The following is a 15,656-nucleotide window of genomic DNA, read 5'->3' on the forward strand; positions in this document are numbered from 1 at the left end:
CTTGAAATGAAGTGAATTTTTTAATCTTTCGTTAAACTATTAACCATAGATTAAAAATTCACTTAGGAAAATGATGACAAACTTAAAAGAAATTAAAACTGTTGGCTTTATTGGCGTTGGCATTATGGGTAATAGTATGGCGGGACACATACTTGCCGCTGGTTATGGCGTTAATGTATATAACCGCACTAAAGCTAAAACGGATGCGATTGTTGCTAAAGGCGCGAAATGGTTTGATACCCCAGGTGCGATTGCAGCAAATTCTGACTTAGTGATTACCATGGTGGGCTTTCCGTCTGATGTTGAAGAAGTTTATATGGGTGAGCAGGGCATTTTGCATCACGCCCAACCAGGAACAACTTTGATTGACATGACCACTTCAAGCCCTTCACTTGCTAGAACAATCAGTGAGGCAGCATTAACGAAAGGTTTAGCCGCGATTGATGCCCCGGTTTCAGGTGGTGATATTGGTGCCAGAGATGCAAAATTAACGATTATGGTTGGTGGTGACTCTGCAACATTTAACCATGCTTTACCAGTTCTCAAATTAATGGGTGGTAGCATTGTTTTACAGGGTGGTCCTGGAATGGGGCAACATACGAAGATGTGCAATCAAATTGTGATTGCCTCTACCATTATGGGTGTATCAGAAGGAATTGCTTACGCGAAGAAAGTTGGCTTAGATCCAAGTAGCGTGATGCAATCCATCGGCGGTGGGGCAGCCTCTGGTTTTCAATTAAATATCCTTGGACCAAAAATGATTGCCGGTGACTTTGCTCCTGGCTTTTATATTGAGCATTTCATCAAAGACCTCAACATTGCGTTAAGTGAAGCAAAGGCAATGAACCTTGAATTACCAGGCTTGATCCAAGCTAAAAAATTGTACGATCAGCTTGCAGCCAATGGCCACAGCAAAGATGGTACTCAAGGCTTGATTCAGTTCTATTTAGCGTAATGAGAAGATAACTAATTTCCGTAGCATTAATGAAAAAAAGCCATTTTTAAAAATGGCTTTTTTTTAGCAGTACAACTACTTAGTGTCTCTCGGGTCCTTTTCTAGAGGCGTGCTACCGGTTGGGCCAATACCATAAAAAAGTAAAATAGCGCCTTCAGCATTGGTTTTACCAAAGTGTGGAGTATTTGCTGGTTCTGTGAAATAGCTACCTACTGGATGAGCGTGCAGTTTGGATTCGTCAAACTTTGTGTCGTAGCCAATATAATGTAAGCCAGCAATAACCATGCCGTAACGATCTTCAGGATGCTTGTGGGCATAGGCTTTGTCGAATGGAGTCCACTTGACTAGATATAAATAAGGGCCCGGCTTATTAGGGTTGCCCATCAAGAAAGATTGTTCACGACCAGATGCAGTTTTTTCCCATTTGATTTTTTCTGGGGGAATATTCATTACACCAGGCGGTAACTGAATATCCGCTGCACTCAAAATACTGCCACTCATTGAGAAGAATGCAACACAGCTACAAAAAAATAATTTAATAAATGATTTCACTCACGTCTCCTTTAATAACAGTTTATTAATTAAAGAATACTCTTCAAACCCACTAATACAATCAGCGTTTTTACTTAGTTCGTTAATTTGAAGAAAATTGACGATTAATTTCTTGAGCGATTAGTTGGATAGAAGCAGGACTTAAATCGTCGACTTGTATTTTTGGAGCTTGCAAATACTGCGTGAAGTTTTTACCTTGAGATTTCTCATAGAGCTTATCGTAATGTCTAACTAATAAATCCCTGATTAAATCCTGCCAAGCATGATGATTGATCCAGTGTGTCCATCGATCTAAAACTTCGTGCCCATGTAACTCTCTTAAAAAAGATAGTTTTTGAATCAGTTGATTGGGGTTGCTAATCAGATAGTCATAATCTCTGATGAGAAATTCAATTCTCGCTTCGGTGGTGGCCTCAATCCGAATACAGGGACTTTGTCGAAATTTTAGAAGTAAGGTTTCTGGAACCTGAATATTACCAATCTTTTTACTCTCAGCCTCAATAAAAACAACCCGAGATGGATCAAAACTTTCGAGTTGATCGAGCACATAACTTTCAAAGTATTTTTGACTCGGCTGATTCGAGTCTGGCATATTACCCAATACTGAGCCTTTATGATTCGCAATTTGCTCTAAGTCCAATACTTGTGCGCCGAGTTCGTGGAGCACTTCCAAAATACGACTCTTACCACTCCCCGTCGAACCTGTTATCACCCGATAATCAAAGACATTTGGCAAGTCATTTAACTTTGCAAGAACATTGGTCCGATAAGCCTTGTATCCGCCATCTAGGATGTGGGCATTCCAGCCAATTTCACGAAGGATGTGCCCCATCGAATTACTTCTTTTTCCACCACGCCAACAGTAAATTAAGGGGCGCCAGTTTTTAGGACGCGTATAGAAATCTTCCTCAATATGGCCGGCAATACGTTTTGCAATGAGAGCCGCACCAACCTTTTTAGCGGCAAAAGGTGACTCTTGATTGTGAATAGTTCCCACAACGACGCGTTCCTCATCGCTGAGGACAGGACGATTGATTGAGCCTGGAATATGATCTAAGGCGAATTCTGCTGGAGTTCTTACATCGATAATTTCATCGAAGGTAGGAACCTGAGTCATATCAACATGGGTTCTAGACTTCATTTAGGTGCTCATTAAAGCTTAAAGAAGTATTTTCTCACGAACCCTCTGTAGTGATTGCAAAATAAGCCTATTTTTGCAATTAGATTCGTGAGTGATGGAGAAGTTACGCTGCTGATACAGATTGTTTTTTTTGGTAAAAATAGAGATAAACCAATGAAAGAGCCATGATCGCGGTAGGGATAATAGAACCCAAGGTAAGAATATTCCAACCGCCTGAAGCAATAATGGCACCTGATCCAATCGAACTAAAAGCCATGGTGCCAAATACAAAGAAGTTAATAATTGCTTGCGCCTTATTTTTTTCTTCTGGACGATAACTCGTAATCGCCAATGTGGTGGCTGCCGTAAAAATAAAGTTCCAGCCTAAACCAAGAATTGCCAGGGCAAAGAGGAAGTGATAAAAGCCACTACCTAGCTGAAGGATACCAATACTGATAAATACTAATAACACCCCAGTGCGCATCATGATTGGAGAGCCAAATCTTTTAATGAGATGTCCCGTAAAAAAGCCTGGGGCAAACATGCCGATGACGTGCCATTCCAACACAATCGCCGTATCAGAAAAGGGAAACTTACAAATTTCCATGGCGAGTGGAGTGCCTGCCATGAGTAAGTTCATTACGCCATAACCCAAAGCACTACAAATTAAAGTGACGATGAAAACGGGTTGGCAAATGATTTCTTTGACTGATCTACCTGTATTGGTATTTTTATCGGTCTTAATTTCTTTAGGAAAGTCGATAAAATGCATGATAACAATACCGAGCAGGCCGGCCATTGATAAGACGAGATAAGGACCTAAGAACGGTGTAGGTAAAAGATTTTTAGTCCAATTAGTCATGTTGGGGCCAACTACGGCACCGATCACGCCACCCGCCAATACTAATGAGACAGCCTTTTCTCTAAAACTAGAGTGGGTAAGTTCTGGTGCGACAAAGCGATAAAGTAGGCCATTCGCACTGTAATATCCAGCAATTGCGGTACCAAGGGCCAGTAGCCAAAAGTTTTTGCTATACGCTGCGTAGGCACAAAGTCCGGTTGAAAAAGAGGCAACTGCTAAGGCAATCTGAAAAGACGTCTTACGACCAAAGTGATTTTGTACTTTAGCGACCAAAGAGGTGGCTAAAGCAGCACCAACAACATATGCCATGAGTGGTAATGTTGCCATCCACGGGATGGGCGTCAAACTCATACCTACCAGGCCGTTAATAGCGATAAAAGTTACATTATTTGTTAAATAAAGACCCTGACATAGAATCAGTAAGAAGAGATTTTTATTGAAAAATTGAGGTACTGCATTCGCATTGGTCATTACGGAAGTCTTTATATAGTAGTTGTGTAATCATTATAAACTGACCACAACTACTCTGAATACACTCTGCAAGACTGGATAGTTACGGTTGCACGTCTTGAATAATCAGCTGAATATTTTTCTCGCCTAGGTTTAATTTAGGGATAACGCCAATCAGATCACCTTTTTCTGGAATCGCATTGCCTGTTTTAGAAACTCTGGCAGTTAAGCTCACTTCTTTAAACTGACTTAACTTGAACTGGGGGGACATCGATTGTTCATCCGACAAGCTGAAAGTAATGGGCAGTTGAGCAGCCGTCGACTTGATAATCGCCAGTGGGAGTCTTGGTCCATCAATGGCCTTCGCATAGATGAATACAACATCACTAGGACTGACTTGCCCCTTGAGTCCTGGGCTAATGGATACCTTGCCAGATAAGGTTAGTGCTGGATTGATATCAGCTTTGGCATTTGGCCGTAAAAGGGTTTTAGCCTCCGCAATACTGGCATTTAATCCTTGAGCAAAGGCAGCATCATTGGGTCCTAAATTTGGTATTGCTAGCTCCCAATTTTTAATCGCCGCCGCGTAATCCGCTTTTTCAAAGGCTGCAGTACCTTTAAGTGCAAGTGCTTTGGGATTCTTAGGATTAATTTGTAAGGATTGATTAATTAAATCAAGTGCCTGTCCATTCATCGTTTTATTTTCATAGGCAATGAGATCCGCTAAATCAGCCAAGGTATCACTATTTTTGGGGTCCAAAGTTAAGGCTTTATCAAAGGCATTTTTGGCATCAGTAATTCGATTTAGGGCGCCATAAGTTCTAGCCAAAAATACCCAACCCTGAGCATTATTGGGATCCGTCTTTAATCGACCTTCTAATTGTTTAACCATCTCCAAAATCTGTTGCTCTTGAGGATTGGCGGGGGGATTGATAGCATTCGGGTTGCCGATAATAAAATACAAGCCTACTACTGCTAAAGGAATGAAAATAGCTAAAAATACAGGTAATCTTTTTATGGCGGGAGAGGCTAAAGACTTCGTCGGTGGTCCATCTAAAACCACTTCATCGATGGTGCGACGTTCAAGCTCTTCCTTTTGTTTAGAAAATTCTTCATCGGTCATTAAACCGGATTGATGTTCGGTTTGTAACTGTGTCAAGCTTTCACGAAGGATGGCAAGGCTTGCCTGGGATTGTGGAGCCATATTATTTTGATCAAGTTGAGGCGATCTAAAAAATGGCAATAACAATAGAGTTGTACCAATACCAATGAGGAGTACTGCAATCACTAAAAAGAGAATCACTCAGTATCTTTCTTTAAAAAGTCTTTAGATTCGAGCATGGCTCGTGCATGGGATAAATCTTGAACAGAAAAATCGTCTACTTTTTTTAACGCAGTTTGTTTTTTAACAAAATTTCTAAGAGCCCACAGGCCAAGTAGCATCAATAAAAAAGGACCTACCCACAGAACCAGGGTAGAGGATTTGACGGGGGGCTTATATAAAACAAAATCACCATAACGATCCACCATATATTGCATGATTTCTGATTTTGATTTTCCAGCTTCTAAAAGATCTTGAATTTGATGACGTAAGTCGATGGCTAAGTCTGCATGGGAACCAGCAATTGTTTCATTTTGACAAACCAAGCACCTTAAATCTTTTGCAATATCCATGACCCGAGCTTCCATTGCTGGGTCTTTAGCTAGGGGCTGAGCAGTATTGGTTTGACTATAAACAGACTGTGTGAAAGTCATCCAAATAGTTAAGGTAATGATTCCCAGCATGGAATACATCGGCCAGGAATGCGTGTTTTTGAGAGATGGTAATTTGAACAAGCGCATGTTAAGAGTTCAGCTTTTTGATTAACGGCAATATATCCTTGTTGAGCGCCTCAGGCGTTAAAGGCCCGATTTGTTTATGGACAATTTTTCCTGCTTTATCAATCACGAAAGTTTCAGGAACTCCATAGACGCCATAATCAATGCCAACTTTACCTTTTGCGTCCACTACTGAAAAATCATAGGGGTTGCCGAGCTCTTTCAGCCATTCAATTGCTTCTGGATCTTTATCTTTATAGTTCAGACCAATCAACGGTACCAACTTTTGTTTACTAAATTCAATCAATAAAGGATGCTCTTCGCGACAGGAAGTACACCATGAAGCCCATACGTTTAGCAACCAAACTTTACCGAGCATTGATTTCGGTTCGAACCGATCACTTTGGTTCAAGATACCCAGTTCAAACGCTGGTGCTGGCTTACCAATAAATGGTGAAGGAATCTCTTTGGGCTTGAGCGTGAGCCCGATGACTAAAAACACAACGAGTATGGCGAAAATAATGACGGGTAATCGTTTCATCAGGATCAATTCTTATTGAAGTTGTTGTTCTTTTTGAAGCGATATTTTTTGTCCATTACGGCAAAAAAACCACCAAGCGCAATGAGGAATGCACCTCCCCAAATCCAATTAATAAATGGTTTAAATTGGATTTTTACACCCCATTCTGAATTACTAATCGCCTCGGCCATCGAAATGTATAAATCACCTTTGAAGCTGGTATGAATGGCAGCTTCCGTCATGAGCATTTGCGAAGAAAAGTATTTTCGTTTCTCTGGCTGCATGATGGTGATGAATTCATTGTTTTTAGTAACGGTGATGTTTGCTTGAGCTGCAACATAATTTTCACCTTGTACTTGTTTGACATTATTCAGCACAAAATCGTAACCAGCGAGAGAATTTGAAGTACCCGCAGACATTCTTAAGTCTTTTTCTTCTTCAAAGCCATTGACCATCGTGACACCAAAAATAAATACAGCTACACCAATGTGCGCAATCAACATACCGTAATAGCTAGCACTTTGTTGGCGCACGGCTTGCATGAGAGGTAACGGATGGGATTTGAGACGATTAAAGAGGTTTAAGAAACTCGCAGAGGCGATCCATGCTGCCAAAAATAAGCCAAATCCAATCGAAGGTGACCAGCTACGTAAGACGAAGGGGGCAAATGCCGCACTAACGATAGTAGCCGCGAGTGCCCATCTTAATTGGGTAATGAGGTCAATGGGTTTAGCACTGCGCCAACGGGTAATCGGACCAACCCCCATGAGAAAGAGAGCCGGGGTCATTAAGGGCACAAATACCGCATCAAAATAAGGTTTACCAACTGACAATTTACCCAGCCCCAAGGCTTCTAAAATCAAAGGATAAAGAGTGCCAAGTAAAACAGCTCCGGCAGCAACTAATAATAAAATATTATTGGTTAGCAACATGGCGTCCTTTGACACCATATCAAACTCTTCTCCAGCCACTGCTTTAGGGGCTTTAATCGAAAACAGTGTGAGAGAACCACCGATAACAATAGCTAAAAATACAAGGATAAAAATTCCCCGCTCAGGATCTGTGGCAAAAGCATGCACGGAAGTAATCACGCCAGATCGAACTAAAAAAGTGCCCAGTAAGGACATTGAAAAAGTCAGAATTGCGAGTAAGGCGGTCCACATTTTAAAACCACCACGTTTTTCAGTAACAGCTAAAGAGTGAATCAACGCAGTACCCAGTAACCAAGGCATAAACGAGGCGTTTTCTACTGGATCCCAAAACCACCAGCCTCCCCAACCTAATTCATAGTAAGCCCAACCACTGCCAAGAGCGATGCCGATGGTTAAAAAACACCATGCAATCGTGATCCAAGGCCTTGACCACCTAGCCCAAGCCGTATCCAGCTTGCCAGAGAGTAAGGCAGCAATGGCTAAAGAAAAAACGACCGAAGTTCCTACATAACCCATGTATAACATCGGTGGATGAATAATCATGCCGGGGTCTTGTAATAATGGGTTGAGATCGGTGCCATTATTGGCCGCCGGAACCATCCTTAAAAAAGGATTAGAAGTCATGAGGGTAAATAAGATCGTCCCAAAACTAATAAATCCCAATACCCCAAGCGTTCTTGCTAGGATTGGCAAGGTCAAATGTTTGGAATATCGCGCCACTGCACTGCTCCAAAGGGCCAACATCAGTCCCCATAACAAGATAGATCCTTCGTGACTGCCCCAGGTTGCACAAATACGATAAATGGTTGGTAAATCTGCATTGGAGTTTTGAACTACATTGACGACCGAGAAATCTTTATTAATAAAAGAAATCATGAGTGATGAAAAGGCGATCACTACAAAAAAGAGCTGTGTATAGGCTGTTGGGCGTGCAACTTGCATTAATTGGATTTGGTTCTTATGCGCACCCCATAATGGTAGGACACATTGAAGCAGGGCCGCAACTAAAGCGATGATGAGTGCTAAGTGACCAATTTCTGGAATCATTTGTTTGTATCCGTATTTTGTAGTGTCTTAGCCGCATTGCTTGCATTAGTTTGCGCTGCTTTGATGGCATCTTTAGCTTCAGGTGGCATATAGTTTTCGTCGTGTTTCGCTAATACTTGGGAAGCAATAAACACTCCTGCCGCATTTAAACGTCCTTCGGCAACGACCCCTTTACCTTCTTTGAAGAGGTCCGGTAATATTCCCGAGTATTGAACAGGCACCGATTTCACCGTATCGGTTACGATAAATTCGACTTGTAAGCCACCGGGCTCGCGTTTGAGACTGTTGTCCACCACCATACCGCCAATCCGAAAGCTTTTGTTGGCAGGTGCCTCATGATTCGCAATTTGTGAAGGTGTATAGAAAAAAACTAAGTTTTCATTAAAGGCACGTAATACAAAGAAGGTCGCAACACCAAGGACCATCAGTCCAGTCAATACCAATAGGAGACGTTTACTTCTTGGTTTCATTGATCCTGCCCTAAAAAGAGTTCTTGTTTCTTTTTGCGCAATTGGAAAACTTCCCAAGCGATGCACAAAGCTGTAACGCCAAATGAACCCCAAACATAAAGGCCATAGCCACGCATATGAATAAATTCAGAAAAAGATTCCCAAATCATCATGCCCCCTTTGAAGGTTGTAATATGCCTTTGACCCAATCGGCGTGGTGGTCTTCTAACAGAGAAGCTTGATTAGTCCGAGTGAAAACTACGGCAAACGCATACGCCCAAAAAGCAATCGTCATGATTAAAAGGGCGAGAAGCATCGATTGCTCCATACTTGGTGCTTTTGTCATGGTGATGGTGGCGCCTTGATGTAAGGTATTCCACCACTTCACTGAAAAATAAATAATAGGTACATTAATGACGCCAATAATGGCTAATAAAGAAGCTGCTTTTGCGGCTTTCCGTTCATCATCAATCGCTTGATAGAGGCTAATATAGCCGATATATAAAAATAAAAGTATGAGCTCAGTGGTTAAACGTGCGTCCCAAACCCACCAAGCACCCCAAGTTGGTTTACCCCACAGAGCGCCCGTCCATAAAGCAATGAAAGTCATTAAAGCACCTGTAGGAGCAATCGAAATCGACAGTCGATAAGCTAGGCGAGCGTTAAAGATTAAACCGATGGCAGCCCAAAAGGCCATTGCGGTGTACAGAACCATCGACATCCAGGCCGCTGGAACATGAATGAAAATAATGCGATAAGAATCCCCTTGCGTAGCATCCGTTGGTGCATATAAAAGCCCTATCACTAACCCAGCGATGCCGGTCGTGATTGCAATCAACCAACAGAATGGAATGATTTTTTGGGTCAGTGCATAAAAACGACTAGGTGCAGAAAATGCAAACCAGTTTACTTTTTTTACGGATTGAGAATTACTGAAAGGCGAATTATCCATTATTATGTCAAATGATTGGGCTAGTCCAAGGCAATTCTTAGACCTGCAGCGCTAGCAATGGGACCAAAAAAAATCGATACCACGCACAGTGCCGCTAACAAATTCAAGTATACCGAAAAAGATATATTTGAGCCCACAGCACCTACCGCCAAAGTTCCTAAAATCAAGACTGGAATCAATAGTGGCAGAGCTAAGAGGGAAATTAACGCCCCAGAGCTTTTGAGACCAAGGGTAAGGGCGGAACCAATTGCACCCAAACAGCTTAAGATGGGGGTACCAATCGCTAAACCCATCATTAATACTTGAATTGTTTGCTCGCTCATATCGAATTGCAAGGCTAAGATGGGGGAAACTAACAACAAAATCAAGCCTGTACAGCACCAATGTGCCAAAATTTTCATCAGCACAATCAATTCCAGAGGACACGGGGATAGTAATAACTGCTCTAGGATGCCGTCTTGAAAGTCATCGTTAAATAAACGATTGGTCGATAACATACTAGCTAATAGGGCGCTCACCCAGATGACCCCCGGTGCAATTTGGCGCAGAAGGTTTGGGTCTGAACCAATTCCCAATGGAAAAAGACTCACCACGAGAGCAAAGAAAAAAATAGCTCCCAGAGTATCTGTTTTACGGGTTAAGGCGAGCCCAATATCTCTTTTAAAGACTGACCATAAAATCACTAAGTTTGAACTAATAGATGGCTTGGTCATCATTCGTCACGCCCCTGCAGTTCAATGATGTTTTCTGCAAAATCATGTAAAGAGGAGTTTGCTGAGCGCAAACTCGCGTGAAGATGACTAGTTAAAACAATGCTGCCTTGTTTTTCCAAATGCTTAGCGAAAGCGGTGATTAATAAGTGGGAGCCGTTGGTATCTAAGCCATTAAATGGCTCATCAAGAATCCAAACAAGACTTTGACACAAACTCAGTTGCGCTAAGCAAACGCGTTGTTTTTGACCTTGTGACAGAAATTTCGCTGGTAAATGAATCGTTTTGGTAGATAAACCCCAATTTCGCAGCGTCTCTTCAATGACTTGATGGTGGTAACTCAAGCCGTGAATCTGCATTAAATAGCTCAAATTGTTAATGGCACTGAGATCTCCTTTTAAAGGCATCGTGTGACCGAAATAACTGATTGATCGATGAAATTCTTCGAGATTCTTTTTTAAGGCTTGATCTTGCCAAAGTACTTCTCCGGCATATGGGGTGCTAATCCCGGCAAGGATTCTTAATAGGGATGATTTGCCCTGTCCATTGGCGCCGCGAATAAAAGTAATTGTACTAGGCTCAGTTTGAAAATTTAAATCTTTCCAAAGTATCTGACGACCTCTTTGACAGGAAATATGGTTAGCACTGAGCATGAAATTTAAACTGAAACTTTAATATCAAAATGAACATTTTGAATTGTAGTATGAATAATTTCTAAGGCTCGGAGTGGATTCGCTTCGTGGAACAAATGCCCACCTTCCTCCTCAAAAAGGATTGCTTGCGGATAGTATTCTTTAATCACGGCCCTGACCGAGTTCAACTGAATCCATGAGTCCTGTTTGGTTAGGACAAATGCCAACTGACTATTCACTTCCTTACTTTGTTTAAGTAGTTTGGGAATATTAATCGCCGCAACAAAACTCAAAGCACTATTAATATGGTTCGAATCGTTAAATAAAAACTTATAACGCGAACGCTGTAGGGGCGTTAATGCGGAGTTCGTGGAATCTAAAATTTTATCAATCGAGCCCGATAGGCGTAAGGTACTCGCTAAAAAGTGAGCCATGATGGACGAGGTTGCAATCGGATGAATCAACGGACCTAAAAACATATTGTAAGCACTAGGTGGTGGGACGAGCGCGGGATTCATGCCAATAATCAACTGAGGTGGCACCTCACAGAGCACGCTTAAGGCTAAACAAATGTTGGTGCCGGCAGAGTGACCAATCAAAATATCCGGGTGCGGGAAACCTAACTCCTCGAGCAATAAATGTAGGTCAAAGGCAATATCGTCCACTTTTAGTAAGTTTTGATCATATCCGGTGGTAAACCCATGCCCCGGTAAATCTGGTGCAATGACCGTAAATTCTTGCATTAAATTGGGTAGGATATTTTCCCATGAGTGGGTACTTGCCCCTGCGCCATGAATCAGCAGGATGGTACGCGCTTCAGGATTCGGATGCCGATGAATTTGCACATGCCACTGAATTTGATTGACTAAAATACTGGTACTTAAGCTTAAATTAGGCCAATCTTTAGGGATTTTAGATAAATTAGCATTCAACATGGGGTTGACTCAAGAAAATACAATGTCAGGCCATCTACCAAGTTTGTAGTTCCTTGAATCGTCTTTTGTAAGGTAATGAAAGTGCATTCAGGCATAGGTTTAAGTATAACCTTCAACGTCAAGATTCGTGGAAGTAAAATCACCTCGGTAAAACAGAAAATCTGAGCTACATGGTTTTAATCTCACAGAGTAATTACTTGTAATTCAAGGTGTAATTGGACTAGAAAGTTCGCGTTAGCGGACTGAATCGGACTGAAACGCCCGCAAAGCGCTGAATAGGTGCAAAATGGGATAAAATTCAGTATCTTATTTCAATCTTTACCAGATTCCTTTCACGGTAATTTTTGGAATCATCAAATTGAGGAAGTTGCACAAATTTTTTTATGAAAATGGATAGATCCTATTTGCCAATCGTTGTTGAAGGAGTGTTGTGAATCTTCTAACAATCGGCATTAACCACCAGATTGCACCTGTCGATATTCGGGAGAAAGTAGCATTGTCCCCTGATACGATGCAAGATGCACTAGCGGATCTTAAAAATTACTTAAATCAAACTGCTGATCAATCTTCGGAAGTCGCTATTTTGTCGACTTGTAATCGTATGGAGGTTTACTGTGCCGCCAACGATCAACAAATTTCTGACAACCAGATTCAAATCAAGACGCTCGACTGGTTAGCCGCTCAAAAACAGCTCTCAGTGAATGAGTTGATGCCCTTTGTGCAGACCTCCGTTGCCTCTGAAGCAGTTAGGCATGTATTTAGAGTTGGTTGTGGTTTGGATTCTATGGTCTTAGGTGAAACGCAAATTTTAGGCCAGATGAAGCAAGCCGCAGCAGATGCTCAAAAGGCAGGCTCTATAAGTACGTATTTGAACCAATTATTTAATAAAACGTTTTCTGTCGCGAAAGAAGTGCGAGCTACCACTGAAATTAGTACTCACGCCATTTCGTTGGCGAGTGCAGCCGTAAAATTGAGTACTCGCGTCTTGGGTGCTATGGAAAACCAACGCGTTTTATTTATTGGCGCTGGTGAGATGATTAATTTGTGCGCCACCCATTTTTCGGCGAAGTCACCAAAGTCTATTACGATTTCAAATCGAACTGCAGAACGCGCCCAAGCATTAGTCCAAACCCTAAGTACCCAAGGTTTTCAGGGAAAGTTTTTACCACTGTCGGATGTGCCTAAACATTTGCATGAGTTTGATATTGTTGTCTCTTGTACTTCGAGTACTTTACCCATTATTGGTCTCGGGATGATAACGACAGCATTGCAACTTAGAAAACATCAACCGATGGTCTTAGTTGATTTAGCGGTGCCACGTGATTTTGAACCAGAAATTAACCATTTACGAGATATCTATTTGTATACCGTGGATGATTTAGGGGAAGTGGTGAAAGAGGGGATGAAATTCCGCTCAAATGCTGTTAAAGGCGCCGAAGGGATTATTGATACTCAAGTGAGCCAATTTATGCATTGGTTGCAAAAAAGGTCAAGCGTACCTTTTATCAATAGTTTGATTGAGAAAAGCGAAGCACTGCAGCAAATTGAAATCGAAAAAGCTAAAAGACGACTGGCTCGTGGCGAAGACCCAATGCAAGTGATGACAGAGCTGGCCAGAGGCCTAGCGAATAAATTTATGCATGGTTCTTTGCATTCATTACATCAGTCAGATGTCGAGTCAATGGAAGAGTATCAAAAAATGTTGACTCAAATCTTTATGGCAAATCAACGTAAGCATTAAAATTTCAGTATTATTTCGCCATGACTAGTCCCTTAAAATCGATTCAATCCCCGCATGAACTTCGTAAACTCTCGAGATCTGAGTTGCCCGCCCTTGCTCAGGAGTTAAGACAATATATTCTCAACTCGGTATCTTCAACAGGTGGCCACTTATCCTCTAATTTAGGTACTGTGGAGCTGACTGTTGCGCTCCATTATGTATTTAATACTCCGGATGATCGACTCATTTGGGATGTTGGACATCAAAGTTATGCGCATAAAATTTTGACAGGTCGTCAAGATCAGATGGCCGGTTTGCGTCAGCTGGGAGGTATTTCTGGTTTTCCAAAGCGTTCCGAAAGTGATTATGATGCTTTTGGCACAGCCCATTCCTCAACCAGTATTTCTGCCGCAGCTGGGATGGCTTATGCCGCTCAGTTAAAACATGAAAAACGAATTGCGGTTGCGATTATTGGGGATAGTGCCATGACAGGTGGTATGGCCTTTGAAGCGATGAATCACGCTGGTACCAACCGTACACTCCCATTAGTGGTTGTATTAAACGACAATGATATGTCGATTTCCCCTGCTGTCGGTGCTCTGAACCGCTACTTGGCGCGTCTCATCAGTAGTCCATTTTATGAGGCCACCAAAAATGGGGTTGGTAATGTTTTATCAATTCTGCCCCCGCTCAAGGAATTTGCGAAACGATTAGAAACGCAAGCCAAGGGGATGTTAGTTCCAGCAAATATTTTTGAAGAGTTTGGCTTTAATTACATTGGCCCAATTGATGGCCATGATTTAGATTCACTAGTACCGACCCTTGAAAATATTAAACGGATGTCACTAGAGGGAGATGGTCCGCAATTTTTACATGTAGTAACGAAAAAAGGTAAAGGTTACCCTCAGGCTGAGGAAGATCCAATTCTTTATCATGGGCCAGGTAAGTTTGATCCATTGGTAGGGATTAAAAAATCAGCCCCAGCCAGCAAACCGACCTTTACACAAGTATTTGGTCAGTGGCTCTGTGATAAGGCAGCCGCTGATGAGCGATTGATTGGTATTACCCCGGCAATGTGCGAGGGCTCAGGAATGGGCAATTTTCAAAGACAATTTCCTACTCGGTATCATGATGTGGGGATTGCTGAACAGCATGCCGTTACTTTTGCTGGTGGTTTAGCTTGCGAAGGACTCAAGCCCGTCGTAGCGATTTACTCGACATTTTTACAGCGTGGTTATGATCAGCTGATTCATGACATCGCCTTGCAGGATTTGCCAGTGGTATTCGCCATTGACCGAGCCGGTTTAGTGGGCGCCGATGGTGCTACCCATGCTGGATCTTTTGACATTGCTTATATGCGATGCATCCCCAACCTCTTGGTAATGACACCTAGTGATGAAAATGAGATGCGTCTGCTTTTAAACACAGCCTATCATTCCCAACATCCTAGTGCTGTACGATATCCTAGAGGCTCTGGAACTGGCGTACAAATTACCGATAGTCTTGAACCAGTGCCACTCGGTAAAGCAGTTATTCGTCGCCACTCTTCCTTAGAGAATGCTAAAAAGATAGCTGTCCTTGCTTTTGGTACCTTACTCCAGCAATGTATAGCAACGAGTGAGTCACTCGATTTAACCTTAGTTGATATGCGTTTTGTGAAACCGCTTGATGAAGAATTGCTAAAGGAATTAGCACTGACACATCGTGGTTTTGTGACCATTGAAGATGGTGTGATCGCAGGTGGTGCCGGTAGCGCTGTCCAAGAGTTTTTTAACCGTGAAAATATTCAAGTGAACCTGTTGCAACTCGGCTTGCCAGATGCGTTTATTGACCATGGTGATGTGGCATTACTCATGGCGCAGTGTGGGCTGGATCAGTCAGGTATTGAAAAAGCGATTCGTCGCCATTTCATTGCTTGAATCATTTCAACCTTGAGCGTTAAGATTGTTCCAAGTTGATGTCCTTTTCAAGAGGATATCCATTGTTGAGAAAACTGGTGGGC

The 15,656-nt window shown here is 42.1% G+C and carries 16 protein-coding genes; 3 read left to right on the forward strand and 13 right to left on the reverse strand.

Annotation, left to right across the window (positions count from 1 at the left end; all coding sequences use genetic code 11):
• Positions 1 to 70: 70 nt before the first annotated feature.
• Positions 71 to 955 (forward strand): NAD(P)-dependent oxidoreductase, encoded by an 885-nt coding sequence (locus tag B8983_RS00985; protein ID WP_234986836.1) that lies wholly within the window; start codon positions 71 to 73, stop codon positions 953 to 955.
• Between the two features lie 75 nt (positions 956 to 1,030).
• On the opposite strand, the gene B8983_RS00990 is transcribed toward B8983_RS00985, so the two are convergent.
• The 13 genes from B8983_RS00990 to B8983_RS01050 all read right to left on the reverse strand — a co-directional run bounded on the left by B8983_RS00990 (position 1,031) and on the right by B8983_RS01050 (position 11,934).
• A complete protein-coding gene (locus B8983_RS00990; protein ID WP_084281994.1) occupies positions 1,031 to 1,507 on the reverse strand; it encodes a cupin domain-containing protein in 477 nt (158 codons plus the stop codon).
• An 82-nt stretch (positions 1,508 to 1,589) separates the two neighbouring features.
• Positions 1,590 to 2,648 carry a tRNA 2-selenouridine(34) synthase MnmH gene (gene mnmH, locus B8983_RS00995; RefSeq protein WP_084281995.1) on the reverse strand — a complete coding sequence of 353 codons (1,059 nt, stop codon included), beginning with the start codon at positions 2,646 to 2,648 and terminating at the stop codon, positions 1,590 to 1,592.
• Positions 2,649 to 2,751: 103 nt separating this feature from the next.
• Entirely contained in the window at positions 2,752 to 3,960 is a 1,209-nt protein-coding gene (locus B8983_RS01000) for an MFS transporter (protein ID WP_084281996.1), read from the reverse strand.
• Positions 3,961 to 4,042: 82 nt separating this feature from the next.
• Positions 4,043 to 5,242 carry a c-type cytochrome biogenesis protein CcmI gene (ccmI, locus tag B8983_RS01005; RefSeq protein WP_084281997.1) on the reverse strand — a complete coding sequence of 400 codons (1,200 nt, stop codon included), beginning with the start codon at positions 5,240 to 5,242 and terminating at the stop codon, positions 4,043 to 4,045.
• Complete coding sequence (locus tag B8983_RS01010) at positions 5,239 to 5,781, reverse strand: cytochrome c-type biogenesis protein (protein WP_234986837.1); 543 nt, start codon at positions 5,779 to 5,781, stop codon at positions 5,239 to 5,241. Before B8983_RS01010 ends, ccmI begins: the two co-directional genes overlap by 4 nt.
• 1 nt (position 5,782) lies before the next feature.
• Complete coding sequence (locus B8983_RS01015; protein WP_084281998.1) at positions 5,783 to 6,298, reverse strand: DsbE family thiol:disulfide interchange protein; 516 nt, start codon at positions 6,296 to 6,298, stop codon at positions 5,783 to 5,785.
• Positions 6,299 to 6,303: 5 nt separating this feature from the next.
• Positions 6,304 to 8,256 (reverse strand): heme lyase CcmF/NrfE family subunit, encoded by a 1,953-nt coding sequence (locus tag B8983_RS01020; RefSeq protein WP_084281999.1) that lies wholly within the window; start codon positions 8,254 to 8,256, stop codon positions 6,304 to 6,306.
• Complete coding sequence (gene ccmE / locus B8983_RS01025; protein WP_084282000.1) at positions 8,253 to 8,726, reverse strand: cytochrome c maturation protein CcmE; 474 nt, start codon at positions 8,724 to 8,726, stop codon at positions 8,253 to 8,255. Before ccmE ends, B8983_RS01020 begins: the two co-directional genes overlap by 4 nt.
• Positions 8,723 to 8,878, reverse strand: a complete 156-nt coding sequence (ccmD, locus tag B8983_RS01030; RefSeq protein ID WP_143736055.1) for a heme exporter protein CcmD — start codon at positions 8,876 to 8,878, stop codon at positions 8,723 to 8,725. The genes ccmE and ccmD overlap by 4 nt, the downstream gene beginning before the upstream one ends.
• Positions 8,875 to 9,657, reverse strand: a complete 783-nt coding sequence (ccmC, locus tag B8983_RS01035; RefSeq protein ID WP_084282002.1) for a heme ABC transporter permease CcmC — start codon at positions 9,655 to 9,657, stop codon at positions 8,875 to 8,877. Before ccmC ends, ccmD begins: the two co-directional genes overlap by 4 nt.
• Positions 9,658 to 9,677: 20 nt before the next feature.
• Entirely contained in the window at positions 9,678 to 10,373 is a 696-nt protein-coding gene (gene ccmB, locus B8983_RS01040) for a heme exporter protein CcmB (RefSeq protein ID WP_369405835.1), read from the reverse strand.
• Entirely contained in the window at positions 10,370 to 11,020 is a 651-nt protein-coding gene (ccmA, locus tag B8983_RS01045; RefSeq protein ID WP_084282003.1) for a heme ABC exporter ATP-binding protein CcmA, read from the reverse strand. Before ccmA ends, ccmB begins: the two co-directional genes overlap by 4 nt.
• A gap of 5 nt (positions 11,021 to 11,025) precedes the next feature.
• The gene (locus B8983_RS01050) at positions 11,026 to 11,934 is read right to left on the reverse strand and encodes an alpha/beta fold hydrolase (protein ID WP_084282004.1); all 909 of its coding nucleotides are present in this window, start codon (positions 11,932 to 11,934) and stop codon (positions 11,026 to 11,028) included.
• Between the two features lie 430 nt (positions 11,935 to 12,364).
• Between B8983_RS01050 and hemA the strand changes: the two genes are divergently transcribed.
• Positions 12,365 to 13,675 carry a glutamyl-tRNA reductase gene (gene hemA, locus B8983_RS01055; RefSeq protein WP_084282005.1) on the forward strand — a complete coding sequence of 437 codons (1,311 nt, stop codon included), beginning with the start codon at positions 12,365 to 12,367 and terminating at the stop codon, positions 13,673 to 13,675.
• Positions 13,676 to 13,695: 20 nt separating this feature from the next.
• Positions 13,696 to 15,573, forward strand: a complete 1,878-nt coding sequence (gene dxs / locus B8983_RS01060) for a 1-deoxy-D-xylulose-5-phosphate synthase (protein ID WP_084282006.1) — start codon at positions 13,696 to 13,698, stop codon at positions 15,571 to 15,573.
• Positions 15,574 to 15,656 lie beyond the last annotated feature (83 nt).

This window comes from Polynucleobacter kasalickyi (assembly GCF_900176405.1).
Lineage (GTDB): Bacteria > Pseudomonadota > Gammaproteobacteria > Burkholderiales > Burkholderiaceae > Polynucleobacter > Polynucleobacter kasalickyi.

Excerpts from the sequence above, each read along its gene's own strand:
- B8983_RS00985 (WP_234986836.1), top strand. The coding sequence starts at position 71 with ATGATGACAAACTTAAAAGAAATTAAAACTGTTGGCTTTATTGGCGTT.
- dxs (WP_084282006.1), top strand. The coding sequence starts at position 13,696 with ATGACTAGTCCCTTAAAATCGATTCAATCCCCGCATGAACTTCGTAAA.
- ccmB (WP_369405835.1), bottom strand. The coding sequence starts at position 10,373 with ATGATGACCAAGCCATCTATTAGTTCAAACTTAGTGATTTTATGGTCA.
- B8983_RS01020 (WP_084281999.1), bottom strand. The coding sequence starts at position 8,256 with ATGATTCCAGAAATTGGTCACTTAGCACTCATCATCGCTTTAGTTGCG.
- ccmC (WP_084282002.1), bottom strand. The coding sequence starts at position 9,657 with ATGGATAATTCGCCTTTCAGTAATTCTCAATCCGTAAAAAAAGTAAAC.
- ccmA (WP_084282003.1), bottom strand. The coding sequence starts at position 11,020 with ATGCTCAGTGCTAACCATATTTCCTGTCAAAGAGGTCGTCAGATACTT.
- B8983_RS01010 (WP_234986837.1), bottom strand. The coding sequence starts at position 5,781 with ATGCGCTTGTTCAAATTACCATCTCTCAAAAACACGCATTCCTGGCCG.
- B8983_RS01050 (WP_084282004.1), bottom strand. The coding sequence starts at position 11,934 with ATGTTGAATGCTAATTTATCTAAAATCCCTAAAGATTGGCCTAATTTA.
- B8983_RS01015 (WP_084281998.1), bottom strand. The coding sequence starts at position 6,298 with ATGAAACGATTACCCGTCATTATTTTCGCCATACTCGTTGTGTTTTTA.
- B8983_RS01000 (WP_084281996.1), bottom strand. The coding sequence starts at position 3,960 with ATGACCAATGCGAATGCAGTACCTCAATTTTTCAATAAAAATCTCTTC.
- ccmD (WP_143736055.1), bottom strand. The coding sequence starts at position 8,878 with ATGATGATTTGGGAATCTTTTTCTGAATTTATTCATATGCGTGGCTAT.
- mnmH (WP_084281995.1), bottom strand. The coding sequence starts at position 2,648 with ATGAAGTCTAGAACCCATGTTGATATGACTCAGGTTCCTACCTTCGAT.
- ccmE (WP_084282000.1), bottom strand. The coding sequence starts at position 8,726 with ATGAAACCAAGAAGTAAACGTCTCCTATTGGTATTGACTGGACTGATG.